Raw genomic sequence first — 23,941 nt, forward strand, 5'->3', positions numbered from 1 at the left:
TCGACTCACGTCTGTTGACAGAAGATCCCGGGTCGTGCAGTCTTGAGTCAGTTCCACTCAAGTCAGCAGGAGGATTTCACCATGGCACGTGCGGTCGGCATCGACCTGGGCACGACTAATTCCGTCGTCAGCGTTCTCGAAGGCGGCGAGCCCACCGTCATCACCAACGCAGAGGGCGCCAGGACCACGCCGTCCGTCGTCGCCTTCGCCAAGAACGGCGAGGTGCTCGTCGGCGAGGTCGCCAAGCGCCAGGCTGTCACCAACGTCGACAGGACCGTCCGGTCGGTCAAGCGCCACATGGGCACCGACTGGAAGATCAACCTGGACGGCAAGGACTTCAACCCGCAGCAGATGAGCGCCTTCATCCTGCAGAAGCTCAAGCGGGACGCGGAGTCGTACCTGGGCGAGAAGGTCACCGACGCGGTGATCACCGTCCCCGCGTACTTCAACGACTCCGAGCGCCAGGCCACCAAGGAGGCCGGTGAGATCGCGGGCCTCAACGTGCTGCGCATCGTCAACGAGCCGACCGCCGCCGCGCTGGCCTACGGCCTCGACAAGGACGACCAGACCATCCTGGTCTTCGACCTCGGTGGCGGCACCTTCGACGTCTCGCTGCTGGAGATCGGCGACGGCGTCGTCGAGGTGAAGGCCACCAACGGCGACAACCACCTCGGTGGTGACGACTGGGACCAGCGCGTCGTCGACTACCTGGTGAAGCAGTTCCAGTCCGGCCACGGCGTGGACCTGGGCAAGGACAAGATGGCCCTCCAGCGCCTGCGCGAGGCGGCGGAGAAGGCGAAGATCGAGCTGTCCTCGTCCACCGAGACCTCGATCAACCTGCCGTACATCACGGCGTCCGCCGAGGGCCCGCTGCACCTGGACGAGAAGCTCACCCGCGCCCAGTTCCAGCAGCTCACCACCGACCTGCTGGAGCGCTGCAAGACGCCGTTCCACAACGTCATCAAGGACGCCGGGATCCAGCTCTCGGAGATCGACCACGTCGTCCTGGTCGGCGGCTCGACGCGTATGCCCGCCGTCGCGGAGCTGGTGCGCGAGCTGACCGGCGGCAAGGACGCCAACAAGGGCGTCAACCCGGACGAGGTCGTCGCCATCGGCGCGTCCCTCCAGGCCGGTGTGCTCAAGGGCGAGGTCAAGGACGTCCTGCTGCTCGACGTCACCCCGCTGTCCCTCGGTATCGAGACCAAGGGCGGCATCATGACCAAGCTGATCGAGCGCAACACGACCATCCCGACCAAGCGCTCCGAGATCTTCACCACGGCCGAGGACAACCAGCCGTCGGTCCAGATCCAGGTCTACCAGGGCGAGCGCGAGATCGCGGCGTACAACAAGAAGCTCGGCATGTTCGAGCTGACCGGCCTGCCGCCCGCCCCCCGCGGGATGCCGCAGATCGAGGTCACCTTCGACATCGACGCCAACGGCATCATGCACGTCGGCGCGAAGGACCTCGGCACCGGCAAGGAGCAGCGGATGACCGTCACCGGCGGCTCCTCGCTGCCCAAGGACGAGGTCGACCGCATGCGCCAGGAGGCCGAGCAGTACGCGGACGAGGACCACAAGCGCCGCGAGTCCGCCGAGACCCGCAACCAGGGTGAGCAGCTCGTCTACCAGACCGAGAAGTTCATCGCGGACAACAAGGACAAGCTCCCCGAGGACGTCAGGTCCGAGGTCGAGACCGCGGTCGCGGACCTCAAGGAGAAGCTGAAGAACGAGTCGACGGACGACGGCAACACCGCCGCGATCCGCGAGGCCACCGAGAAGGTCGCGGCCACCAGCCAGAAGCTGGGCCAGGCGCTGTACGCGCAGACCGACGGCGCCTCCGGCAGCGCGACCGCCGACGCCCCCTCCGACGGTCAGGCCGACGCCGCCGCGGACGACGACGTGGTCGACGCCGAGATCGTCGACGACGAGAACGCCAACAAGAGGGACGGTGCCGCGTGACGGAGGAGCCGAAGGGCTTCGAGTCGGAGCCCGACGTCCCTTCAGAGGCCGGCGAGGAGCAGCCGGACGCCGCCGCGAAGGCCGCCGGGTCCGCCGATGAGGCGGGCCCGGCGGCCCCGGCCCCGGACGGGGACGCGAAGGAGCTGACGGCCCTGCGGGCACAGCTGGACCAGGTGCGCACCGCGCTCAACGAGCGCACCGCGGACCTCCAGCGGCTCCAGGCCGAGTATCAGAACTACCGCCGCAGGGTGGAGCGGGACCGGGTCGCCGTCAAGGAGGTCGCGGTCGCCAATCTGCTCACCGAACTGCTCCCGGTGCTCGACGACATCGGCCGGGCGCGGGAACACGGCGAGCTGGTCGGCGGCTTCAAGTCGGTCGCCGAGTCGCTGGAGACGGTGGCGGCGAAGCTGGGGCTGCAACAGTTCGGCAAGGAGGGCGAGCCCTTCGACCCGCTGGTGCACGAGGCCCTGATGCACAGCTATTCGCCGGATGTCACGCAGACCACATGCGTGCAGATCCTCCAGCCCGGGTACCGCATCGGGGAGCGCAATCTGCGGCCCGCCAGGGTCGCGGTCGCCGAACCGCAGCCGGGCAGCCAGGGCAAGGACGAGTCGGCGGCGGAGAAGAAGGCCGACGAAGAGGAGACCGGTGGCCCGGACGAGGGCTGACGGCGTAGAAGTAAGTGGGCGTAGGAGTGTGCCGGTCACCGGCGGCGCGCCTGGAAGTGGTGGAGAGGAGGGACGTCGGGGATGAGCGTCAGTAGGGACCTGTTGGAGAAGGACCTGTACAAGGTCCTCGGCGTGCCCAAGGACGCCACGGACGCCGAGATCAAGAAGGCGTACCGGAAGCTCGCCCGCGAGTTCCACCCGGACGCCAACAAGGGCGACGCGAAGGCCGAGGAGCGCTTCAAGGAGATCTCCGAGGCCAACGACGTGCTGTCCGACGCCAAGCGTCGCAAGGAGTACGACGAGGGCCGCGCGCTGTTCGGGAACGGCGGCTTCCGCCCCGGTCCCGGCGCGGGCGGCGCCGGCGGCTTCAACTTCGACCTCGGCGACCTGTTCGGCGGCACGGGCGGCCAGCCCGGCGGGCAGACCACCGGCGGGCAGGGCGGCGGCTTCGGCGGCGGCCTGGGCGACGTCTTCGGCGGTCTGTTCAACCGGGGCGGCGCGGGCACGCGGGTGCAGCCGCGCCGCGGCCAGGACATCGAGTCCGAGGTGACGCTGAGCTTCACCGAGGCGGTCGACGGGGCCACGGTCCCGCTGCGAATGTCCTCGCAGGCGCCCTGCAAGGCGTGCTCCGGCACCGGCGACAAGAACGGCACGCCCCGGGTGTGCCCGACCTGCGTCGGCACCGGGCAGGTCTCGCGCGGCGGCGGTGGCGGCTTCTCGCTCACCGACCCGTGCGTGGACTGCAAGGGCCGCGGCCTGATCGCCGAGACCCCTTGCGACGTCTGCAAGGGCAGCGGGCGGGCCCGTTCCTCGCGCACCATGCAGGTCCGTATCCCGGCCGGTGTCACCGACGGGCAGCGGATCCGGCTGCGCGGCAAGGGCGCGCCCGGCGAGCGCGGCGGCCCCGGCGGCGACCTGTACGTGGTCGTGCACGTCGGAGCGCACCCGGTCTTCGGGCGCCGCGAGTCCAATCTCACGGTCACCGTGCCGGTGACCTTCGCCGAGGCGGCGCTCGGCGGCGAGATCAAGGTGCCCACCCTGGGCGGCCCGCCGGTCACCCTCAAGCTTCCGGCCGGTACGCCGAACGGCCGTACGCTGCGCGCCCGCGGCAAGGGCGCCATGCGCAAGGACGGTTCACGGGGCGATCTGCTCGTCACCATCGAGGTGGCGGTGCCGGAGAAGACCGAGGGCAAGGCGCTGGACGCGCTGGAGTCCTACCGGGAAGCGACCGCGGGGCACGACCCGCGGGCGGAGCTGTTCAAGGCCGCAAAGGGAGCGTGACCTGAATGAGCGTCGACGGAAGCGGTATGAGAGGCCCGCGCGGCCGTAATCCCTACCAACTGACCGAGGAGTCCCCGGTCTACGTCATCTCGGTGGCGGCCGAGCTGTCCGGGCTGCACCCGCAGACCCTGCGTCAGTACGACCGCCTCGGGCTGGTCTCGCCCGACCGTACCGCCGGGCGCGGCCGTCGCTACTCCACCCGTGACATCGAGCAGCTCCGCGAGGTGCAGCGGCTCTCGCAGGACGAGGGCATCAACCTCGCGGGCATCAAGCGGATCATCGAGCTGGAGAACCAGGTCGCCGCCCTCCAGGCGCGCGTGGCCGAACTCTCCGCCGCCGTCGAGGGCGCCGCCGCCGTCATCCAGCAGCGCGAGGCCGCCGTGCACGCCTCGTACCGCCGGGACCTGGTTCCCTACCAGGACGTCCAGCACACCAGCGCGCTGGTGGTCTGGCGGCCCAAGCGCGACGGCTGACGCCCGCTCACCCGCACGGCCCAGGGCTCCTTACGACGGACGGTCCGTCTCCCTCACGTGAGGGAGACGGACCGTCCGTCGTCGTGCGTCCGGTCGGCGGCGCCGGTCAGTGGAGCGCGGCCGGGACGACCTGGACGGAGTCGCCCACGGCGCGCTCGCCCGTCGCGTCCGAGGGGTTGTTGGCGAGGGTGCCGTCGACGGCGAAGGTGGTGGAGCCGCCGCCGTCGAGGTTGAGGGCCTGGACGGCGCCCAGGGAGCGCATGAAGGCGGCGGCCTCCATGAGCGTGAAGCCCTCGCTGCCGCCGCCGGTCTGGCGGCCGTCGACGGTGACCAGCAGCAGGCGGCCCCGGTCGTCGATCCCGGCCAGGGTGCGGGGCTGGCGGCCGTTGGCCCAGACGTAGCCGAAGGACAGGTCGAGCGGGTCGACGACGCCCTCGGCGGCGGCGTCCACGGCGATCCGGCCGTCCTGGACGAGGGTGGGGGCGGCGCTGACGACGCTGTCGTCGGGGCCGAGGGCGAGGACCTCGCCCGCGGTGTCGCGGATGGTCGTCCCGACCGATACGCGCTCACCCGTACGGGCGTACGCGGTCAGCCAGTCGGCGGCCGAGCCGATGCCCTGGAGCACCGAGCCGTCGGCGGGGACCCGGCCGCCGCGCGCGCCGACGGACACCACGTCGCCCCGGGCGTCGAGCACGGCCTGGACACCGGTGCCGGTGGGCAGGGCGGCGCCGAAGGCGGGGGTGAACACCACCAGGTCGTCCTTCTCGTAGCAGGTGACGTCCTGCCAGGGCAGCTCGCTCGGGGTGCCGCCGGGGCGCCCGCAGTCGCGGACGGTGCCGGGCAGCCGGTTGACGCCCTGCACGGCGTAGGACGCGCCGCCCGCGCGGGCGGTGGCCGTGCTGTTCAGGTCGGCGATACGGAAGTGCCGCCCGCCGTCGGCGAGCACCAGGGCGGCGCGCGCGCCGGCCGACATCGACTCCAGCCGCCCGTCGTAGGCGCCGAGTCCCGACTGGGTGCCCTGGATGCCGCCGGCGTTGGTGATGACGAAGAAGCCGCCGTTGACGGCGACCAGGGAGCCCAGCTTCCTGGCGACCGACGACGGGGTCTCACGGCGCGCGACGTCGCCGTCGTGGGTGCCCGCGACCGTGCCGCGGAACACGCGCGGGTCGACGGTCGCGATGTGGATGTTCTGCACGTCGGCGGGCTGGTCGGCGTCGTAGCCGGTCCACTCGACTGCGGTGAGGAAGCCCGCCGCGGTGACGGGCTGCGCGGCGGCCGTGGCGGCGGCCTGCGTGGCGTACCCGCCGATCCGTACCCGCAGGCCCATCGTGCCGTGCGGGGTGTCGCTGTAGGCGGGCCACCGGACGGTCTCGACGCGTGGCGCGAAGCCCGCCGCGCGCAGCCGCGCCGCCGTGTCGTCCGCCCACGCCCTGTCGCTCACTTCGAGCCCGGTCGGCGCGCCGGTCAGCCTGCTGGTGGCCGGCCGCTGGACGGTGACGGTCCAGGACGGCGCCGCGTCCGCGCGCCGGATCGTCCCGGTGCGGACCTGGAGGCCGGGGGCGAGGTCCCGTGTCGTCCACCGCGACGAGACGGGGTTGCGGTGGCCGGTGGCAGCCGAGGGGTCCGGCCCGTGACCGGGCACGGCGGCCTGGGCCGTCGAGTCGAGGGCGAGCGGTACGACGGCGGCGAGTACGGCGACGGCGGCCACGACGGTGCGGACGCGTACCCGCGCGGCACCCTTGGTGTGCTCCATGAAGACCCCTTCACGTACGACGGCTGACGGCTGACGACTGCGGGCGGGCGGCTTCCGCGCCCGATGAGAGCCGTCCTACGCGAAGACCCCGCCTTGTGGGGGTGAGTTCCGGGCGAACAGCCGACGAATGCCGTCATCCGCCGCACGCCGTACGGGCGTTGCGGCTGTTACGCGTGTTGTGGGCGTTACGCCGACGGCGTGCCGTGATACCCCCTCACGCGTTGCCCATCGCTCGGGTCAGGGCGATCTCGATCACGACGCGGTCCGGGTTGGGGGAGGGGGTGCGGCCGTAGCGCTCGGTGTAGCGGCGCACGGCCTCGGCGACGCGGTCCGGGTCGGCCGAGACGGTGGCCACGCCTTCGAGGGTGGCCCAGATCCGCCGCTCGACCTGGCAGACCGCGACCCGCGCGCCGCCAGGGCCCGCCGCCAGGACGTTCAGGGCCTTGGTGCTCCTGCCATTGGCGATGACGCGGGCGAGCCCCGCCTCGGGGTCGTACGTGACGCCGACCGGGACGACGTGCGGGGAGCCGTCGGGGCGCGGGGTGGTGAGGGTGCACAGGTGCCGCTCGCGCCAGAAGGCGAGGTAGCCGGGTGCGGGGGAGCGGGGATCGGATGCCATGGACGGGACGGTACGCGGAGGCGCGCGGGCGGGTGCGCAGGGGGCGGCCTCGGGCTCGTACGGGCCGGGCGCGGGCTCGTACGGGCCGGGCACGGGCTCGTACAGGTCAGGAGCGGGCTCGTACGGGTCAGGTCAGGCGGACCGGGAGCGCGGCGGTGCTGTTGCCCACGAAGCCCGGCAGCGGCGGGAGTTCGGCGTCGGGGACGGCGAGGGCGAGGCCGGGGTACGCGGCGTACAGGCCGCGCAGGGCGATCACCGCTTCGAGGCGGGCCAGCGGCGCGCCCAGGCAGTAGTGGCTGCCGTGGCCGAAGGCGAGGTGCCGGTTGGCGGGGCGGGTGATGTCGAAGCGGTCGGCGTCGGGGCCGTACTCGCGCGGGTCGCGTCCGGCGGCGGCGTATCCGGCGAGGACGGCTGTACCACGCGGCACAGAGGTGCCGTCAACCACCAGATCGGTGATCGGGTAGCGGAACGGGAAATTCGCCACCGGGCCGTCCCAGCGCAGCGTCTCCTCGACCACCGCGTCCCAGGACACCTCGCCCGCCAGCACGAGCGCGAGCTGGTCGGGGTGGCCGCACAGGGCGCGTACCGCGTTGACGATCAGATTGAGGGTCGTCTCGTGCCCGGCGACGATCATCAGCAGCAGGGTGCCGGTCAGCTCGGCGTCGCTGAGGCGCCCGCCGGAGGCAGCGCGGGAGCCGTCGCGGGAGCCGCCCGAGCCGTCGCCGTCGCCGCTCTCCTCGCCGCGCGCCGCGATCAGCGCGCTCGTCAGGTCGTCGCCGGGTGCCGCGCGCCGCTCCGCGACGACCTGGCCGAGGATCGCGTACGTCTCGCGCTGCGCGGCCATCGCGTCGGCCGCGGAGCTGCTGGTGCTGACGATCAGGCGGCTGAGGGCGTGCAGCCGGTCCCGGTGGGCGGGGACGATGCCCAGCAGCTCGCAGATCACGCCCATCGGCAGCGGATAGGCGTAGCACTCGCGCAGGTCGACCACGCCGTCGGCGTCCGCGCGGCCGGGGAGCGCGGCCAGCAGCTCGGCGGCCTGGGCCTCGATCCGCGGGCGCATCGCGGCCACCCGGCGCGGGGTGAACGCCTTGGTGGCCAGGCCGCGCAGCCGCCTGTGGTCGTCACCGTCCGCCGTCGTCATGCCGTTGACCAGCGCGAAGGCGTTGAGCTGCCACTGCTCGGGGACCTCGCCCCGCTGGAGGGCGGCGAAGTGCGCGGCGTTCTTGGCCACCTTGGGGTCGGCCAAGAAATCGCGCAGCTCCTGGTAACGGGAGACGATCATCCCGGGGACGCCGTCCGGCAGTGTCACGGGGCAGACGGCCCCCACCTCGCGCAGTGCGGCGGCGTCCGCGTGCAGCGCGGCGCCGGTCGGGTCCATGGAGTGCGCGTCGCTCATGGGAGTCCTCACGGACGGCGGGTATGGAGGAGTCAAGCGGACATGCGGCCGTACGGACAAGCGCAGATGCGGCCAAAACGGCTGGAGCGGACCCCAACTCCGCTGCCTTCCAGCGGAGTTGAAGCAGGCATTGTCGCACCGCCGCCGGGATTTACTCAACGTTCATACAAAAACACATCTGCTCGCCGCGGGGTCCGGCGCGCGGACTCTCCGCCCCGTTCCCGACGTCTCCGTGTGACCGTTCCCGAAGTCGCCCCAAAGTCACCTTGAGTGGAATAGACTCAACTTGCCTCATGTTGCTCAAGGCAGGTTTACGCCGATCGCATCGGAGCATCGGACACGTCGATCAAGAGGAGGAGCCGACGCCAGTGGACGCCGAGCTGACCAACAAGAGCCGGGAAGCGCTGAACGCCGCCAACACCCGGGCCGTCTCCGAGGGCAACCCGGACCTGACGCCCGCGCATCTGCTGCTCGCCCTGTTGAGCGGCACGGACAACGAGAACATCCTCGACCTGCTGGCCGCCACCGGCGCCGACCCCGATACGCTGCGGGCGGGCGCGGAGCGGCTGGTCGCGGCTCTGCCGAAGGTGCAGGGCTCCACCGTCGCGCCCCCGCAGGCCAACCGCGACCTGCTGGCCGTCATCGCGGACGCCTCGCAACGCGCCAAGGAGCTGGGCGACGCCTACTTGTCCACCGAGCACCTGCTGATCGGGACCGCCGTCAAGGGCGGACCCGCCGGTGAGCTGCTCGCCGCCCAGGGCGCCAAGGCCAAGAGCCTGCTCGACGCCTTCGAGACCGCCCGCGGAGGGCAGCGCGTGACCACCCAGGACCCCGAGGGCACGTACAAGGCCCTGGAGAAGTACGGCACCGACTTCACCGCCGCCGCCCGCGAGGGCAAGCTCGACCCGGTGATCGGCCGCGATCAGGAGATCCGCCGCGTCGTCCAGGTGCTGTCCCGCCGTACGAAGAACAATCCGGTGCTGATCGGCGAGCCCGGCGTCGGCAAGACCGCCGTCGTCGAGGGCCTGGCCCAGCGGATCGTCAAGGGCGACGTGCCCGAGTCGTTGCGCGACAAGCGGCTGGTCTCGCTCGACCTCGGCGCGATGGTCGCGGGCGCGAAGTACCGCGGCGAGTTCGAGGAGCGGCTGAAGTCCGTCCTGGCCGAGATCAAGGACAGCGACGGCCAGGTCATCACCTTCATCGACGAGCTGCACACCGTCGTCGGCGCGGGCGCGGGCGGCGACTCCGCCATGGACGCGGGCAACATGCTCAAGCCGATGCTGGCCCGCGGCGAGCTGCGGATGGTCGGCGCGACGACGCTGGACGAGTACCGCGAGCGGATCGAGAAGGACCCGGCGCTGGAGCGCCGCTTCCAGCAGGTGCTGGTCGCCGAGCCGTCCGTCGAGGACACCGTGGCGATCCTGCGCGGCCTCAAGGGCCGCTACGAGGCGCACCACAAGGTGCAGATCGCCGACTCCGCGCTGGTCGCCGCCGCCACCCTCTCCGACCGCTACATCACCTCCCGCTTCCTGCCCGACAAGGCCATCGACCTGGTGGACGAGGCCGCGTCCCGGCTGCGCATGGAGATCGACTCCTCGCCCGTCGAGATCGACGAGCTCCAGCGGGCCGTGGACCGGCTGCGCATGGAGGAGATGGCGCTCAAGAACGAGACCGACCCCGGCTCCGTACAGCGGCTGGAAAAGCTCCGCAAGGACCTCGCCGACCGCGAGGAGGAGCTGCGCGGGCTCAACGCGCGCTGGGAGAAGGAGAAGCAGGGCCTCAACCGGGTCGGTGAGCTGAAGGAGCGGCTGGACGACATCGGTACGCGGATCGAACGCGCCCAGCGCGACGGCGACTTCGAGACCGCGTCCAAGCTGCTCTACGCCGAGAAGCCCAAGCTGGAGGCCGAGCTGGAGGAGGCCACCAGGGAGGAGGAAGAGGCCGCGGCCCAGGGTCCCTCGACGAACATGGTCAAGGAGGAGGTCGGCCCCGACGACATCGCCGACGTCGTCGCCGCCTGGACCGGCATCCCCGCGGGCCGCCTGCTGGAGGGCGAGACGCAGAAGCTGCTGCGCATGGAGGAGGAGCTGGGCAAGCGGCTGATCGGCCAGACCGAGGCCGTACGCGCCGTCTCCGACGCCGTACGCCGCTCGCGCTCCGGCATCGCCGACCCCGACCGCCCCACCGGCTCCTTCCTCTTCCTCGGCCCCACCGGCGTCGGCAAGACCGAGCTGGCCAAGGCGCTCGCCGACTTCCTCTTCGACGACGAGCGGGCCATGGTCCGGATCGACATGAGCGAGTACGGCGAGAAGCACTCGGTCGCCCGGCTGGTCGGCGCGCCTCCCGGCTACGTCGGGTACGAGGAGGGCGGCCAGCTCACCGAGGCGGTACGGCGCCGCCCGTACAGCGTCGTGCTGCTGGACGAGGTGGAGAAGGCGCACCCCGAGGTCTTCGACATCCTGCTCCAGGTGCTGGACGACGGACGGCTGACCGACGGGCAGGGCCGTACGGTCGACTTCCGCAACGTCATCTTGATCCTCACCTCCAACCTGGGCAGCCACTACCTGGTCGACCCGGCGCTGGACCCGGCGCAGAAGAAGGAGCGGGTGCTGGAGACGGTCCGCGCGTCCTTCAAGCCGGAGTTCCTGAACCGGCTGGACGACACCGTGGTCTTCTCCGCGCTCGACCCGACCGAGCTGCGGCAGATCGCCCGGCTCCAGACCGACCGGCTCGCGGACCGGCTGCGCGACCGCCGCCTCACCCTCGAAGTCACCGACGGCGCCCTCGACTGGCTCGCCGAGGAGGGCAACGACCCGGCGTACGGCGCCCGGCCGCTGCGCCGCCTCGTGCAGACCGCGATCGGCGACCCGCTGGCCCGCGCGATCCTGTCGGGCGAGGTGATCGACGGGCAGAACGTACGGGTGGACCGGGCGGCCGACGGCCTGATCGTGGGGCCGACGACGGGTCCCGACCTCAGCAAATGAGGTGCCCGACGGGCAGGTGGTGACGCTCTTCGGGGGCGGGTGGTGACGCGCTTCGCGGGCAGGTGGTGACGCCTTTCACCGGCGGGCGGTGACGCCTTTCACCGGCGGGCCCCCGGCGGTACGCCCAACGCGTATCGCCGGGGGTTGCCACCGCCCGGCGGGAATGGGGGAGGATGGAGGAGAAACGTCTCGAAGGGAACCTTCACCGTGAGCATCGACCCGTCCTCGATCCCCAATTTCGGGGGCCAGGACCCCGAGCCGAACGGACCCGCCGGCAGCGTGGTCATCCCTGACCAGGAACTGGTCAAGCAGTTGCTCGAACAGATGGAGCTGAAGTACCTCGTCGACGAGGAGGGCGACCTCGCCGCGCCGTGGGAGGAATTCCGCACGTACTTCATGTTCCGCGGCGAGGGTGAGCAGGCGGTCTTCGCCGTCCGGACCTTCTACGACCACGCGTACTCGGTCGACGACAAGCCTCAGCTCCACGAGGTCATCGACGACTGGAACCGCCGCACCCTGTGGCCCAAGGTCTACACGCACACGCACGACGACGGCTCCGTCCGTCTGATCGGCGAGGCCCAGCTCCTGATCGGCCTCGGCGTCGGCCTCGAGCACTTCGTGTCCAGCACGGTGAGCTGGGTGCGCGCGTCCATCGAATTCGACAAGTGGGTCGGCGAGACGCTCGGCCTGGAGAAGGACGTCGAGGGCGGTACGGACGGCGGCGCCGAGGGCGACGGCGGCAGCGACGACTGACGCGGTCCCCTCGCCTCGGAGGGGCACGGGTCCGTCAGAGGGGCACGGGGACGACCGTCAGCAGGTACGTCCCGTAGCCGAGTGAGATCCCGGCCAGCGCCGCCACCGTCACGGCGGCGGTGCGCGGCCGGGCTTTCGCGAGCGCCGCCGCGCACGGCACCAGCAGCGGGAAGGCGGGCAGCAGGAAGCGCGGCTTGCAGGAGAAGAAGCCCGCGCCGCCCAGCGCGATCACCACCAGCACCGCCGCGTACACCAGCAGCGGCAGCGGCATCCGGTCCAGCAGCGCCAGTACGAGCAGGACGGCCGCCGCCGCGCACACCGCCGTCGCCATGTAGGCGGAGAGCGTCTCGGGTTCGAGCACCATGTGCTTGACGTAGTGCAGCGCGTAGTGGCCGAAGTCGAACCGCGAGCCCCAGCGGGTCTGCACGTCGAAGTAGCCGCGGACGGCTCCGGTCCGCAGGCCCACCCAGCCGAGGTAGCCGCACCAGCCGAGCGGCGCGGCGACGGCCGCGGCCCAGGCCCGCCAGTCGCGCGGGTCCCTCCGGCAGTGGGCGAGGGCCGCGATCGAGACGGCGGCGGCCACGGCGACGGCGTTCGGCCGGGTCAGCCCGGCGAGTACGGCCAGCAGCCCGGCGGTCAGCCAGCGGCGCGTGACGGCCGCGTACAGCGCCCAGGCGGCGAAGGCCGTCATCAGCGACTCGGTGTACGCCATCGACAGCACCACCGAGTGCGGCAGCAGCCCCCATACGAGGACCAGCGCGGTCGCCGTCCTGCGGCCGTAGCGGTGCTCGGTCACCGCGTAGATCCCCCACGCGGCGGCCACCGCGCCCGCCCACGCCACGAGCAGCGCGCACGCCACCGAGCCGACCGGGAGCACCGCGTCGGCGGCGCGCACCGTCATCGGGTAGAGCGGGAAGAAGGCCAGATCGTCGTACCGCAGGCCCGGCGCCTCCCAGGCCGGGATGAAGGTGCCGTAGCCCCACTCCGCGATCCGGTGGTACCAGAGGCCGTCCCAGCTCAGGCCGAGCAGATCGCGCGGGTGGCGGTGGGTGCGGTGTGCCCACAACGTCAGCACCACCAGGCCCGCCATCCGGGCCACGACGAAGCCCGCCACCGCGGGGCCGGCCCCCGTCGCCGCCCGCACGGCCAGTGCTTTCGGCGACGACGTCACCGGTTCGACGACGACCAATGGACCCGGCTCCTCGGGGGGCTCACGAACTTCTCTTAGTCGGACAAACCGACTATCGCGCTCCGCGCCCCGTGGTCCGGGTCTGACACGCCCGAGGAGGACGCACGTTCACCCAGGGTCGGGGGTGCCGGGGGGTCGCTTTTGCGGTCACCGGGTGGTGGCGGGGTGACCGGCGCGGGCGGTCGCCGGGGCGGTTGGGGGTGACCGGCGTGACGGTCGCCGGGTGGTGGCGGGTGACCGGCGTGGGCGGTTGCCGGGCGCCGGTGGGTGCCGACCTGACCGTCGCCGAGCGGTCCCGGGGCGACCGCCTCGGGCCGTCGCCGGGTGATCGTCGGGCCGCCCCGGCCCCCGGCTTAGGGTGCGGACATGACTTCCGCATTCGCCCGCAGCCTCACCCCGCACGAGCTCACCGCAGGTGACCTGCGTCTGCGCCCCTTCGCCGAGTCCGACGAGCCCGCCGTCGCCCGCGCCATGGAGGACCCGGAGATCCTGCGCTGGGCCGGTGGCCTGGCCGTCAACGCCGCGCCGGTCGCGGACCGCGCCGCCATATGGCTCGCGCCGCGGCTGGTCTCCTGGCAGAACGGTTCGGCCGCGCTCGCCGTCACCGACGCCGCCTCGGACGACCTGCTCGGCTACGTCACCATCCGCGACGTCCACCGCGTCCCCGGGCAGGCCGAGGCCGCGTACTGGGTCACCCCGGCCGCCCGTGGCCGCGGCGTCGCCGCCCGCGCCCTGCACGCCGCCGCCGGCTGGGCCTTCGCCGTCCCCGCCGCGGGCGGCCTCGGCGTGTACCGCATCAGCCTCGACCACTCGCTGGCCAACCCCGGCTCCTGCCGGGTCGCGGCCCGCGCGGGCTTCCGTGAGGAGGGCCTGATGCGGGCCTTCTTCCTCGACCTGGCGGGCGCGCGCCACGACTCCCATCTGCACGCGCGCCTCGCGACGGACGCGGTCGTGCCGCCCGTGTGAGGCCGTCGGGCCCTACGCGTCCTGCTCCAGCACGGACAGCACGTTCCCGGCCGGGTCGGTGAACCACGCGATCAGCGGGCCGCCGCCGCGGAAGATCCCCTTCTCGTCCGTCGGCATCCCCTCGTACCGCTCGAACCGCACGCCCCGGCGGCCCAGCTCGTCCACGGCCGCGTCGATGTCCGGCACGGGGAAGTTGAGAATCGTGAACGTGGCGGGCCGGTGGTCCGCCCCCTTCGGGTACACCAGCACGTTGCGGTCCCCCGCGAGGTGCAGCGTCAGCAGCCCGTTCGCCTCGGACACCCGGATTCCGAGCGTCTCCCCGTAGAACTTCCTCGCCGCTTCCACGTCGTCCACCGAGAATCCGCTGAACGCCTGCGTCTGTCCGAACATGACCGCTCCCTGTTCCTCGTAGGTACACCTCCCCCTACGACCGCCGGGGCACGGAAAACTCATCGCTCCCGGGAATCGGTCCGTCCTGTCGGTCCTCGAGGTCAGCTCTCGTAGTGGTACCGGCACTGTGCGATCAGGACGCTGTCCTCGGTGACGCGGTAGATCAGGCGGTGCTCGTCATTGACGCGGCGTGACCAGTAGCCCTGGAATCCGTGCTTGAGGGGTTCCGGTTTGCCGATCCCCTCGTTCCCGTTCCGGGCGATATCCGCGATGAGGGTGTTGATGCGCTTGAGGATCTTCCGGTCCTGAAGCTGCCACCACAGGTAGTCCTCCCAGGCGCGGGAGGAGAAGGTGATCTTCACGTGCGGCCCTTATTCGTCCGTCGTGTCCGTCACGAGTTCGCGTACCGTGCCGCCGCCGTTCTCCAACTCGTCGATGGACGCGAGGAGGCGCCGGGCATTCGCCGGGCTGCGCAGCAGGTAGGCCGTCTCCTTCAGGGACTCGTAGTCCTCGAGGGAGACGATGACGACCGGGTCGTGTCCGGCCCGGGTGATGACGACCTCTTCGCGGTCGTCGTTGACGGAGTTGAGCACTTCGGCGTACCGCGCGCGCGACTCCGAGTACGTCATGGTCTTCATAGTCGGCCTCCTTTACGTACAGGAAATTGTACGTCGACCTCCTGGGGTGTGACAAGCGCCGGAGCGCCCGGCGCGACTGTCACCGTCGTGACCGTGTCACCGCCGCGTCCTGACCAGCAGATACACGAAGTACGGCGCCCCGATGACCGCTGTCATCAGGCCCGCGCCGAGCTGGGCGGGGGCGATGACCGTGCGGCCGAGGAGGTCGGCGACGGAGACGAGGGTGGCACCGAGGAGGACGGCGACGGGGATGACGCGGACGTGGCGGCGGCCGACGAGGGCGCGGGCGGCGTGCGGGGCGACGAGGCCGACGAAGCCGATCGTGCCCGCGGCGGCGACCGCGGTGGCGCTGAGCAGGACGCTGACGGCGAGCAGGCCGAGGCGGGTCGGCCCGAGGGCGAGGCCGAGCAGGCGCGGGGTGTCGTCGTCGAGCGAGACGAGGTCGAGTTCGGCGCGGCGGGAGAAGGCCACGGCGGCGCCGACGACGAGGACGGCCGCGACCGGCAGCACATCGGGCATGGTCCTGCCGTACGTCGAACCGGACAGCCAGATCAGCGCCTTCGTCGCGTTGAACGGGTCGGTGAGGACGATGAGCAGGCTGATCAGGGCCGAGGTCCCGGCGGCGGCGCCGACACCGACCAGGACGAGCCGGTTCTGCTGGAAGCCGCCCCGGGCGCAGAGCCCGAAGACGACCGCTGCGGTGGCCGCCGCGCCCGCGAAGGCCGCGCCCGCCACGCTCCACGACCCGGCGGTCGGCACGGTGGTGACCAGCAGCACGGCGCCGAGACCGGCGCCGCCCGAGACGCCGAGGATGCCGGGCTCGGCGAGCGGATTGCGGGTGACGGCCTGGACGAGCGTCCCGGACAGGGCGAGCGCGGCGCCCGCCAGGAGCGCGGCCAGCACGCGGGGCACGCGGGTGTCGAGGACGAAGGTGACGACGTGGTCGGCCCTGCCCTGCGCCCAGTTCACGACGTCGCCGAGCAGCAGCTTGGTGTCGCCGAGAAGCACCGCCGCGACGGCCGCGGCGACGAACACGGCCACGAGTACGGCCAGGACGGCGACGAACGCCGCCCGGCTGGGGATACGCAGCCGGTCCGGGGCGGCGGACGCGCCGGAGCCGCGGGTGCGCAGCGCGATCACGACGAGGAAGACGGAGCCCGCGACGCTCGTGATGACCCCGGTGGGCACGGCGACCGCCGACTCGGCGCCGACCGTGGCCCGCAGCAGCACGTCGGAGCCGAGGACCAGCGCCGCGCCGGCGAGCCCGGCGACCGGAACGGCCGCCCGCGCCCTGACCAGACCGCGGAACCGCCGGGCCAGCGGGCGGACGAGCGCGGGCGCGCACAGGCCGACGAAGCCGATCGGCCCGGCCAGTGTCACCGCCGCCGCGGACAGCAGCGTCGTGAGCAGGACGACCGTGACGCGGGTGCCCAGGACCGGCACGCCGAGCCCGCGGGCCGCGTCGTCGCCGAGCGCGAGCGCGTCGATGCGGCGGCCGGCCAGCAGCAGCCCGAGCAGGGCGAGCAGGGCGATCGGCGCCATCTGGTTCACGCCGTCGAAGCCGTTCTGGCTGATGCTGCCCTGGCTCCACTGGTAGAGGCCGTTGGTCTGCTCGGGGAAGAGCAGGAGCAGCGCGTCGGTGACCGAGCCGAGGCCGAGCGCGAGGGCGCTGCCCGCCAGCACCAGCCGTACGGTCCCGGCCCCGAGCCCGGACAGCGCGAGCACCAGCGCCGCCGCCGCGAGACCGCCGACGAACGCGACGCCCGAGGAGGCGAGCAGCGGCAGCGAGGCGCCGGTGACGGTGAGGATGCCGAGCGCCAGGTACGAGCCCGCGTTGACCGCGAGCGTGTCGGGCGCGGCGAGTACGTTCCGGCTGACCGCCTGGAGCGCGGCGCCGGCCGCGCCGAGCGCGACGCCGACGACGAGGCCCGCGACCATGCGCGGCAGCCGCGAGGCGATGACCACGGAGGCGTCGCCGTGCTCCGCGCGTCCGGTCAGCGCCTTCCACACCTCGCCCGCGCCGACGTCGGCGGTGCCCTGCGTGATGTCGACGACGGCGAGGACGGCGACCGCGAGGACGAGGACGAGGACCAGTCCGGCCGTCACCGCGGCCGTGCCCTGGGCGGGCGCGGCCGTCCGTGCGTCGGCCGCGGGCTCGGTGGTGCGCGGGGGAGTCGTGACGCTCACGGCGCTGCTTCGCCCTTTCGCTACTTCGTGAGGGCGGCGACGACGGCGTCCACGTACGCCTCCATCGACGCGGGACCGCCGAACATCCAGACGCCGTCGGGCAGTCGGCTCACGTGGCCCGCCTTGACGAAGGGCAGCGACTTCCACACGGCGTTCTTGGCGAGGGTGTCGGCGAAGGGGTCGCCGTCGGAGGCGTTCGCGATGTAGGTGAAGCGGATGTCGCCGAGCCCGGTGAGGCCCTCGACGTCGGTGGTGGCCAGGCCGTAGTCCTTGTCGCCCTTGACCTTCCAGGCGTTCGTGAGGCCGATCCGCTCGTTGACGTTCCCGATCAGGGAGCCGCTGGTGAACGGGCGTATCGAGACCTGGTTGGCCTGCACGTACCCGTCCCCGAAGGCGTACGGGGTCCCGGCGAGACCGGCGTCCGCGAGGGCCTTCTTGCCCTCCGCGAGCTTCGCGTCGAACGCCTGCTTGACCTCGGTCGCCTTCCGCGTGGTGCCGGTCGCCTGCGCGATGAGGTCGAGGGACTTCGTCATCAGGCCGATCTGGTCGGTGGAGTCGGCGGACCTGATCTGGAGGACGGGGGCGATCTTCCGCAGTTGGGTCACGGCGGACGAGGTGAGGTCGGTGGTCGCGACGATGAGGTCGGGCGACAGGGCCGCGATCGTGTCCATGCTCGGCTCGCCGCGGGTGCCGATGTCCTTGGGGGAGTTCTTCAGCGGGGCGGCCTTGTCCCAGTCCGTGTACCCCTTCACATCGGCGACGCCGACCGGGTCGACGCCGAGCGCGACCAGGTCCTCGACGACGTTCCACTCGGTGCCGATGACCTTGGCGGCGGGCGCGTCGAGGCGTACCTCCGTACCGCTGGCGTCGGTGAGGGTGATCGGCCCCGAGGCCGAAGCGGAGGCGGAGTCCGTGGACTTGACCGACTCGTCGGCGGCGGAGTGCGTCGTTCCGCATCCGGTCAGGGCGAGGGCCGCGACGGCGGCGACGGTGGCTGCGGCGGCGGGTACGGGGAGGCGTCTCATGAGGTGGGGTGGAGCCTTTCGCTTCTGGTCCGGTCGCTTGTGGCCCGGTCGCTTGTGGTCGGGTCGTTTGTGTTCCGGTCGCTTGTGGTCCGGTTCTCGGTCTGGCTTCTGCTGTGGTGGCGGCCGACGGCACGGGTCCGCAGCCGGCCGGTCGAGGGGTCGGTGTCGACGTCGACCCGGATGCCGTAGACCTCGGTGAGGCGTTCGGGGGTCAGGACGTCCTCGGGGAGGCCGTCGGCGACGATCCGGCCGTCGTGGAGCAGCGCGACGCGGTCGGCGACGGCCGCGGCCTGGTCGAGGTCGTGCAGGACGACGCCGACCGCGATCCCGTGGTCGTCGGCGAGGTCGCGGATCAGGTCGAGCAGTTCGATCTGGTACCGCAGGTCGAGATACGTCGTCGGCTCGTCGAGCAGCAGCACGCCGGTCTCCTGCGCGAGGCAGCTCGCGAGCCAGACCCGCTGGAGCTGTCCCCCCGACAGGTGCTCGACGCCCCGCGCGGCCAGGTGCTCGACCCCGGTCAGCGTCAGCGCCCGCTCCACCGCGCCGGTCCCGCCGGGGTCCGGCCGCCCCCAGCGCCCCCGGTGCGGATACCGGCCGAACTCCACGACGTCCCGCACGCTCAGCCCGCTCGGCGTCGGCCGCCCCTGGGTCAGCAGCGCCACCTGCCGCGCGAACTCCCGTGACGTGAGCTGGAATCCGTCCGTCCCCGCGTCCAGCGTCAACGCGCCCTCCCGGGCCCGCTGCAACCGCGCCAGCGTCCGCAGCAGCGTCGACTTCCCACTGCCGTTCGGCCCCACCAGTGCCGTCACCTCGCCCGGCCGCAGCGACACAGCGGCGTCATGCACGACATCCACCCGGTCGTACGCGACCGTCATCCCTGTGGCCGCCAACTCATGCCCCCGCGAGGGCATCCCGCCGCCAGCACTCTCCCCAGCTCTCACACCGCTTAGGTTAGCCTAACCTAATTCCCCCTTCCTGTCGGGGTCACCTTTGCCCCTTCGGGACCCGCGCCCCCGCGTCCGAACCCGGCCTCTCTAGGCTCCCCTGGTGGACACCTTGGGGGCCGGAGCGCCTTGGCACGTTCTGGAAGAGGTCCCGCCCGGGCGCGAGCGGACACCGGGGCTGCTGGCCGGACTCCTGAGGGCTGCCGACCGGCGCGCCTCCTGGGCGGAGTTGGACAAGCGCCTCCGCGATCACGTCGGAGCCCCGTACTTCGCCCCGGCCGCCGCCGCTCTCCTCGGTCTTCTCCCTGCCCTCGACCCGCACCACCGCCGCAGGGTCCTCGATCTGCTCGCCCGGCAGGCCCGCCTGCTGTCCGGGAAGCGGTGGCGGGAGGACCGGCTGGCGCTGGCCGCGCTGGTGGCCGGCCGGCCGCGGGTGGTCCCGTTCCTGTCCGACCCGCACGCGGGCGTGCGGACCTGTGCCGCCGTGTTCCTGGGGGAGGTCCCGGGCGACGACGCGTCGGCCCTCGACGGCCTCAGGAAGCAGGCGGCGGCTGAATCGGACCCCACGGCCCTGCAAGCCCAACTACTGGCGCTGGGAAGCCTGTCGGCGCACGGCGCGGTCACCGACGCGTCCTGGTTCCGGCCCTGGCTGACGCACCCCGACCCCCTGGTCCGGCTGGCCGCGATCCGGGCCGCCTTGCCGACCGCGACAACGTCCGCCGCCGCCAGGGGACTCGGCGGCGCGGCCGGAAGCGCCTTCGTCGCGTTCGGTGCCGCGTCCCTGCCCGACGTGCCGTGGTGGTCCCAGGGGCGCGAGGCGGTCCGCGGCTTCGCGGATCCGCTGCGGGCGCAGCCGCGGGAGGCGCGGGAACTGGTCGGCGCGTTGACCGGGGCCCCGAGGGCGGACCTGCGCCGCGCCGCCCTGGTGGCAGCCGACGCCCAACTGCGGTACTGGCGGCGTCCGTCGGCCGGACTGTGGGAAGCGGTCGTCGCCGGACTGGACGACGAGGACCGGGTCCGCGCGCAAGCGCTCGACATCCTCGCCGGGGGCGGAGCGGCGGTGACCCCGTACGCGGACCGGCTGGCGCGCTTCGTCCAGGAGCAGGACCGGGCCGCCACCTCGACGTTGACCGTCGATCTGGCAGTGCGGGCGCTGATGGGCGCGGCCGACGACCGTGCCCTGCCCCGGTACCGGGAGCGCTTCGGCAGCCATTACCTCAGGGGCGAGCCGCCGCCCCTGCGGTGGGCGCCGCACTTGCTGCCCGCCTTCCGCGAACGGCTCCGCGGCGGCCCCGGCGCCCGGGGCATACCCGAGGTGCTGAACGCCCTCACCGCGTGGGGCCCGTCCGCCGTGCCCGCGACACCGGAGTTGGCCGGACTGCTCGACACGACGTACGCCGGGCCCGCGGCCGACGCCCTGGGGCGGATCGGTCCCGCGGCCCGCACGGCGGGCGGCGAGGCGGTGGCCGACCTGCTCGCCGGACTCGCCCGCGGTGACCTGCGTCCCCCGCGCGGCGCCGCCGGATTCGGCTGTGTGCCGCCGCCCGCGTCGCAGGGGTGACACGGCGCGCAAACCGCTGCCTGGGCGCACTGGCGCGTCACCGGCGACGCCGAACTGGCCCTGCGCGTGATCGGCGCGGCAGCCCTTGCGGGCCTCGGCCGCCCGGCACTGGCCCGTCTCGCCGACCTCGGCTCCCTCGCCTTCCGCTACGCGGACGCCGTCCGGCCGTTGCTCGGCTGCCCCGGCGCGTGGAGCCGGGTCGGCGCGGCCGAGGCATGGTGGCGGCTGACCGGCGACGCGGCCACCGCCGTCGACGCCCTGCTGCCCGAACTGCGGCCGCTGGCCGCGTACGAGGTCACGCCGCTCGTCCTGCGAACGGTCCAGGCGCTGGGACGCATCGGCAGCCCCGCGGCGGCCGCGGCGCCGACGCTGCGCGCCGTGCTGGACGCGGACCGCCGCTACGGCGGCGGCATCCTCCTGGACGAACAGATCTGCCGCGCGGCCACGGAGGCGCTGGACCGGATCGGCTGAGCCGCCTCGGCAGCCCGGCCCCGCTCAGCTGTTGAATGCCGTGCGGAGGCAGTCGGCGGCGTCGCGCAGGCCCGCCGCCAGCAGGTCGCGCTTGGCGCGGAGGTCGGCGGCGAAGTCGGCGTAGTAGGCGTCGGGCAGGGCGAGGGCCTCGGCGACGGCGTACTGGAAGGGCCCGGAGGCGACGTAGGTGAGGAACTGCTTCGTCGTGCGGACGGCGGCCACCAGCTCCCGCGGCCCCGTCACCCAGCCCACGCCGTTTTCACGCACTCATTGCAGCGGTAGGTCGTCGGGCAGGATGCGGAAGGATTTGTGCCGGCTCAATGGGCGGACGGCACGGAAGTCCCGACGGTCGAGCGTGAGAACGGCGTCAGAGTCGTACTCGGCAGCGAGCGCGACGTTCACGGCGTCGGCGAGATCGAGGCTGAGCGCGGTATACCGGGCGCGCAGCGTTTGTGCGGCTGAGAGGTGAGCCTCGGTGATTTCCGGCACGACGATCCGGCTTGTCCGCATCCACCGCCGGATGTCGTCGATCGCGCTGACAGCCGCTTCCCGTCCCAGCTCGCGGGTCGCGACATGATCGATCTCGGCGAGCAGCAGTGGGGACATCACGAGGAGTCCGGCAGCCATGATCGCCTCGTTGGCCCCCTGGTGTTCCGGGTGCGTGGAGTCGAGCGCGGCCAGCAGGCCCGATGCGTCGGCGACGACGATGATCACGCCGTGACCTCGGAGCTGCCCTCGCGCCGGACGCCGTCGGTGACCGCGTTGCGGACGTCGTCCTTGGAAGGAGTACGCCCCGAACCTTCAAAGGTGCGGGAGAAAAGCGGTTCGTCCCAGACGCGGTTCGCCATGGCTGCGAGATGGATGCCCTGCCGGATGATCTCGGCTTCACTGACCCCGCGCCGGGCGGCGGCTTCCTTGATGATCGCCAGATCTTCCGGGTCGGCGTAGACGTTGGTGCGCTTCATAGACATGTACCAAGAGTAGTCCATGTACCACGAATGGTGCACGTCGACTGGCGGCACAGTTAAGCAGCGCCTAGCTGCGAAACGCGTCCCCTGGCCTCCGGGCCATGGATGACTGGGGGCCGGGGTGCCCTGGCACGCGCTGGAGGAGTTTCCACCCGGGCGGGAACACATACCCGGGCTGCTGGACGGGCCGCTGGTGGCCCCGGAGCGGCGGACCTCGTGGGCACGCCGCCCGGGAACGGGTCAGTCACATGGCACTGCACGGCGCAATCACGTGCCTGTTCTCTGGCCCCACCTGTTCTCCTACGGAGACGCCGAGTTCTGCGTGTGCCGCTGCCGCCGCGTCACGGTGATCACCGTGCAGGCCTGGCGAGACGCCATCGAACTTCCTGTCCAAGAGACGAAGTCACTCGCCACGTCCGCTGGATCCCTCACCTACGCGCAGGTCACAGCGGAGCTCGACTCGATTGGCTGCCGCTTCGTTCCAGTGACAGTCCATCAGCCGTCGGGACAGCTGGCTCTACAGGTGGAGTCGACGGGGACCACCTTCACCTTGCGGACAGAGGCCGGCTCCGACACCCTTCCGGACAGCGCCGGCCGCTGGAATTTCCACCCATGAGTGCACGCCTCCGGAAGCCGACGCCCCAGACGACGGCTTCGGTGCGTGATCACCACGCAGTCGGCCTCAACCGACAGGCAGCCGACTGCCAGGGCGGATTCAAGTTCCGTGTCGGGGTGGGTTGTCGGTGATGCCCCAGATCCAGAGGGCGTGTTCGGGTGCGTTCCGGATCGCTCGGGTGGTCTTGGCGATGTTGTCCGCTCCGAGCAGTCGTAGCCTGCCGATGGCCAGGTTCCGCAAGGAGGCCATCGCCCGTGGCGCGCTGCCGGTGTGGACGGTGGAGGCGTCCTCGGCGAAGGTCATGTCTCTGACGTGGTGGCTGGAGTTTTCGATTGCCCAGTGCCTGCGGACATATCCGCCCAGGTAGGCGGGGCTGGCCTGGTGGGTGTCGAGGCTGGTGACGGCGTAGACGGTCTCCCGAGTCTGTCGCTTGCCGGACTCCTGTCGGCGCCGGTGGACGCGCAGTGCCAGCCGTGCTTCGGGGAAGGCGATCCCGCCCAGGTCTGCCGCGATGGCCATGGTCTTGAGCGAGCGGGACTCCCTCCGCCCGTGTTCGGCCTGGGAGACGGTGTGCGCCACGGGCACCTTCTGTCATGGCAGCGCTTTGAGCTGGGCCGACGCGGTCGGCTGATTGCCCTTGATCACCGCGATGTCTTCTCCTGGCACCAGCCAGCGCACCTGGCCTTTGACGCTGTGCAGGGCGTCGAAGGTGACCACGCCGCCGGTCAGTTCGCGTGGTTCGAGCAGCGGTCGGAAGGCGGCCGTCTCGTTGGTCTTGGCCCCCACCTCAGCCTGGGCCAAGGTGACGGCGGGGGCGTGGGTGACTGCAGACAGCAGGTGCCGGTGGCGCTGCCTGCGGTGCGCGGACCCGGACAGCGCCTTGCCGTCCACCGCGATCGCCGCCCTGGGCGCCGAGCTGACGGCGCGGGCATCGGTGTGGCCGCGTTCGGCCAGGTAGGCGCCGATCGCGGCGTCCAGGGCATCGCCGTCGAGGGCGGCCAGGAGCCGGGTGAGGGTGGCGTGGGACGGGGCGCATGCACGCTGTACCTGCTGGAGCACTCAGAGGAGTACCCCGACAACGGCTGTCGCGATCTCCCGTA

At 72.2% G+C, this 23,941-nt stretch carries 21 protein-coding genes and 2 pseudogenes; 9 read left to right on the forward strand and 14 right to left on the reverse strand.

Annotation, left to right across the window (positions count from 1 at the left end; genetic code table 11):
• Positions 1 to 81: 81 nt before the first annotated feature.
• The 4 genes from dnaK to ACZ4EF_RS27285 all read left to right on the forward strand — a co-directional run bounded on the left by dnaK (position 82) and on the right by ACZ4EF_RS27285 (position 4,381).
• On the forward strand, positions 82 to 1,959 hold the full coding sequence (gene dnaK, locus ACZ4EF_RS27270; RefSeq protein WP_355346264.1) for a molecular chaperone DnaK: 1,878 nt from the start codon (positions 82 to 84) through the stop codon (positions 1,957 to 1,959).
• Complete coding sequence (gene grpE / locus ACZ4EF_RS27275; RefSeq protein WP_355346261.1) at positions 1,956 to 2,627, forward strand: nucleotide exchange factor GrpE; 672 nt, start codon at positions 1,956 to 1,958, stop codon at positions 2,625 to 2,627. Before dnaK ends, grpE begins: the two co-directional genes overlap by 4 nt.
• 81 nt (positions 2,628 to 2,708) lie before the next feature.
• Complete coding sequence (gene dnaJ, locus ACZ4EF_RS27280; protein ID WP_355346258.1) at positions 2,709 to 3,908, forward strand: molecular chaperone DnaJ; 1,200 nt, start codon at positions 2,709 to 2,711, stop codon at positions 3,906 to 3,908.
• A 5-nt stretch (positions 3,909 to 3,913) separates the two neighbouring features.
• Positions 3,914 to 4,381 carry a heat shock protein transcriptional repressor HspR gene (locus tag ACZ4EF_RS27285; RefSeq protein WP_391041587.1) on the forward strand — a complete coding sequence of 156 codons (468 nt, stop codon included), beginning with the start codon at positions 3,914 to 3,916 and terminating at the stop codon, positions 4,379 to 4,381.
• Between the two features lie 106 nt (positions 4,382 to 4,487).
• Here ACZ4EF_RS27285 and ACZ4EF_RS27290 read toward each other — a convergent pair whose 3' ends face one another.
• The 3 genes from ACZ4EF_RS27290 to ACZ4EF_RS27300 form a co-directional block, all read right to left on the reverse strand.
• The gene (locus tag ACZ4EF_RS27290) at positions 4,488 to 6,134 is read right to left on the reverse strand and encodes a phosphodiester glycosidase family protein (protein WP_467506705.1); all 1,647 of its coding nucleotides are present in this window, start codon (positions 6,132 to 6,134) and stop codon (positions 4,488 to 4,490) included.
• Between the two features lie 214 nt (positions 6,135 to 6,348).
• Complete coding sequence (locus tag ACZ4EF_RS27295; RefSeq protein WP_355346252.1) at positions 6,349 to 6,753, reverse strand: pyridoxamine 5'-phosphate oxidase family protein; 405 nt, start codon at positions 6,751 to 6,753, stop codon at positions 6,349 to 6,351.
• 127 nt (positions 6,754 to 6,880) lie between these two features.
• On the reverse strand, positions 6,881 to 8,149 hold the full coding sequence (locus ACZ4EF_RS27300) for a cytochrome P450 family protein (RefSeq protein ID WP_467506707.1): 1,269 nt from the start codon (positions 8,147 to 8,149) through the stop codon (positions 6,881 to 6,883).
• A gap of 368 nt (positions 8,150 to 8,517) precedes the next feature.
• On the opposite strand from ACZ4EF_RS27300, the gene clpB reads away from it, so the two are divergent.
• Together clpB and ACZ4EF_RS27310 are read left to right on the forward strand one after the other, a co-directional pair.
• Positions 8,518 to 11,133: an ATP-dependent chaperone ClpB gene (gene clpB / locus ACZ4EF_RS27305; RefSeq protein WP_355346249.1), complete on the forward strand. Its 2,616-nt coding sequence runs from the start codon at positions 8,518 to 8,520 to the stop codon at positions 11,131 to 11,133.
• Between the two features lie 207 nt (positions 11,134 to 11,340).
• The gene (locus ACZ4EF_RS27310) at positions 11,341 to 11,886 is read left to right on the forward strand and encodes a type III secretion system chaperone family protein (RefSeq protein WP_355346246.1); all 546 of its coding nucleotides are present in this window, start codon (positions 11,341 to 11,343) and stop codon (positions 11,884 to 11,886) included.
• Between the two features lie 34 nt (positions 11,887 to 11,920).
• On the opposite strand, the gene ACZ4EF_RS27315 is transcribed toward ACZ4EF_RS27310, so the two are convergent.
• The gene (locus ACZ4EF_RS27315) at positions 11,921 to 13,075 is read right to left on the reverse strand and encodes a hypothetical protein (RefSeq protein WP_355346243.1); all 1,155 of its coding nucleotides are present in this window, start codon (positions 13,073 to 13,075) and stop codon (positions 11,921 to 11,923) included.
• A gap of 366 nt (positions 13,076 to 13,441) precedes the next feature.
• On the opposite strand from ACZ4EF_RS27315, the gene ACZ4EF_RS27320 reads away from it, so the two are divergent.
• Positions 13,442 to 14,041, forward strand: a complete 600-nt coding sequence (locus tag ACZ4EF_RS27320) for a GNAT family N-acetyltransferase (RefSeq protein ID WP_467506709.1) — start codon at positions 13,442 to 13,444, stop codon at positions 14,039 to 14,041.
• A gap of 12 nt (positions 14,042 to 14,053) precedes the next feature.
• Here ACZ4EF_RS27320 and ACZ4EF_RS27325 read toward each other — a convergent pair whose 3' ends face one another.
• The 6 genes from ACZ4EF_RS27325 to ACZ4EF_RS27350 form a co-directional block, all read right to left on the reverse strand.
• The gene (locus ACZ4EF_RS27325) at positions 14,054 to 14,431 is read right to left on the reverse strand and encodes a VOC family protein (protein ID WP_355346237.1); all 378 of its coding nucleotides are present in this window, start codon (positions 14,429 to 14,431) and stop codon (positions 14,054 to 14,056) included.
• Between the two features lie 101 nt (positions 14,432 to 14,532).
• Positions 14,533 to 14,793, reverse strand: a complete 261-nt coding sequence (locus ACZ4EF_RS27330; RefSeq protein WP_355346234.1) for a Txe/YoeB family addiction module toxin — start codon at positions 14,791 to 14,793, stop codon at positions 14,533 to 14,535.
• Positions 14,794 to 14,802: 9 nt separating this feature from the next.
• Positions 14,803 to 15,069: a type II toxin-antitoxin system Phd/YefM family antitoxin gene (locus ACZ4EF_RS27335; RefSeq protein WP_391041576.1), complete on the reverse strand. Its 267-nt coding sequence runs from the start codon at positions 15,067 to 15,069 to the stop codon at positions 14,803 to 14,805.
• A gap of 96 nt (positions 15,070 to 15,165) precedes the next feature.
• Positions 15,166 to 17,256 (reverse strand): iron ABC transporter permease, encoded by a 2,091-nt coding sequence (locus tag ACZ4EF_RS27340; RefSeq protein ID WP_467506711.1) that lies wholly within the window; start codon positions 17,254 to 17,256, stop codon positions 15,166 to 15,168.
• Positions 17,257 to 17,276: 20 nt separating this feature from the next.
• The gene (locus ACZ4EF_RS27345) at positions 17,277 to 18,281 is read right to left on the reverse strand and encodes an iron-siderophore ABC transporter substrate-binding protein (RefSeq protein ID WP_355346225.1); all 1,005 of its coding nucleotides are present in this window, start codon (positions 18,279 to 18,281) and stop codon (positions 17,277 to 17,279) included.
• Positions 18,278 to 19,192: an ABC transporter ATP-binding protein gene (locus ACZ4EF_RS27350; protein ID WP_467506771.1), complete on the reverse strand. Its 915-nt coding sequence runs from the start codon at positions 19,190 to 19,192 to the stop codon at positions 18,278 to 18,280. Before ACZ4EF_RS27350 ends, ACZ4EF_RS27345 begins: the two co-directional genes overlap by 4 nt.
• Positions 19,193 to 19,328: 136 nt before the next feature.
• Here ACZ4EF_RS27350 and ACZ4EF_RS27355 point away from each other — a divergent pair, with 136 nt between their 5' ends.
• On the forward strand, positions 19,329 to 20,786 hold the full coding sequence (locus tag ACZ4EF_RS27355) for a hypothetical protein (protein WP_467506713.1): 1,458 nt from the start codon (positions 19,329 to 19,331) through the stop codon (positions 20,784 to 20,786).
• Positions 20,787 to 20,852: 66 nt separating this feature from the next.
• Entirely contained in the window at positions 20,853 to 21,257 is a 405-nt protein-coding gene (locus tag ACZ4EF_RS27360; RefSeq protein WP_467506715.1) for a hypothetical protein, read from the forward strand.
• 57 nt (positions 21,258 to 21,314) lie between these two features.
• Here ACZ4EF_RS27360 and ACZ4EF_RS27365 read toward each other — a convergent pair.
• From ACZ4EF_RS27365 to ACZ4EF_RS27380, 4 genes and pseudogenes are all read right to left on the reverse strand, one after another.
• Positions 21,315 to 21,509, reverse strand: a pseudogene (locus tag ACZ4EF_RS27365) (aminotransferase); the annotation flags it as partial.
• 15 nt (positions 21,510 to 21,524) lie between these two features.
• Positions 21,525 to 21,971: a type II toxin-antitoxin system VapC family toxin gene (locus ACZ4EF_RS27370; RefSeq protein ID WP_467506717.1), complete on the reverse strand. Its 447-nt coding sequence runs from the start codon at positions 21,969 to 21,971 to the stop codon at positions 21,525 to 21,527.
• Positions 21,968 to 22,228, reverse strand: a complete 261-nt coding sequence (locus tag ACZ4EF_RS27375) for a ribbon-helix-helix domain-containing protein (RefSeq protein ID WP_467506719.1) — start codon at positions 22,226 to 22,228, stop codon at positions 21,968 to 21,970. Before ACZ4EF_RS27375 ends, ACZ4EF_RS27370 begins: the two co-directional genes overlap by 4 nt.
• Positions 22,229 to 22,940: 712 nt before the next feature.
• Positions 22,941 to 23,900: pseudogene (locus ACZ4EF_RS27380) on the reverse strand (ISAs1 family transposase).
• Positions 23,901 to 23,941 lie beyond the last annotated feature (41 nt).

This window comes from Streptomyces sp. NPDC025721 (assembly GCF_055558595.1).

Excerpts from the sequence above, each read along its gene's own strand:
- dnaK (WP_355346264.1), top strand. The coding sequence starts at position 82 with ATGGCACGTGCGGTCGGCATCGACCTGGGCACGACTAATTCCGTCGTC.
- dnaJ (WP_355346258.1), top strand. The coding sequence starts at position 2,709 with ATGAGCGTCAGTAGGGACCTGTTGGAGAAGGACCTGTACAAGGTCCTC.
- ACZ4EF_RS27285 (WP_391041587.1), top strand. The coding sequence starts at position 3,914 with ATGAGCGTCGACGGAAGCGGTATGAGAGGCCCGCGCGGCCGTAATCCC.
- ACZ4EF_RS27290 (WP_467506705.1), bottom strand. The coding sequence starts at position 6,134 with ATGGAGCACACCAAGGGTGCCGCGCGGGTACGCGTCCGCACCGTCGTG.
- ACZ4EF_RS27295 (WP_355346252.1), bottom strand. The coding sequence starts at position 6,753 with ATGGCATCCGATCCCCGCTCCCCCGCACCCGGCTACCTCGCCTTCTGG.
- ACZ4EF_RS27300 (WP_467506707.1), bottom strand. The coding sequence starts at position 8,149 with ATGAGCGACGCGCACTCCATGGACCCGACCGGCGCCGCGCTGCACGCG.
- ACZ4EF_RS27320 (WP_467506709.1), top strand. The coding sequence starts at position 13,442 with ATGACTTCCGCATTCGCCCGCAGCCTCACCCCGCACGAGCTCACCGCA.
- ACZ4EF_RS27325 (WP_355346237.1), bottom strand. The coding sequence starts at position 14,431 with ATGTTCGGACAGACGCAGGCGTTCAGCGGATTCTCGGTGGACGACGTG.
- ACZ4EF_RS27335 (WP_391041576.1), bottom strand. The coding sequence starts at position 15,069 with ATGAAGACCATGACGTACTCGGAGTCGCGCGCGCGGTACGCCGAAGTG.
- ACZ4EF_RS27345 (WP_355346225.1), bottom strand. The coding sequence starts at position 18,281 with ATGAGACGCCTCCCCGTACCCGCCGCCGCAGCCACCGTCGCCGCCGTC.
- ACZ4EF_RS27350 (WP_467506771.1), bottom strand. The coding sequence starts at position 19,192 with ATGCCCTCGCGGGGGCATGAGTTGGCGGCCACAGGGATGACGGTCGCG.
- ACZ4EF_RS27375 (WP_467506719.1), bottom strand. The coding sequence starts at position 22,228 with ATGTCTATGAAGCGCACCAACGTCTACGCCGACCCGGAAGATCTGGCG.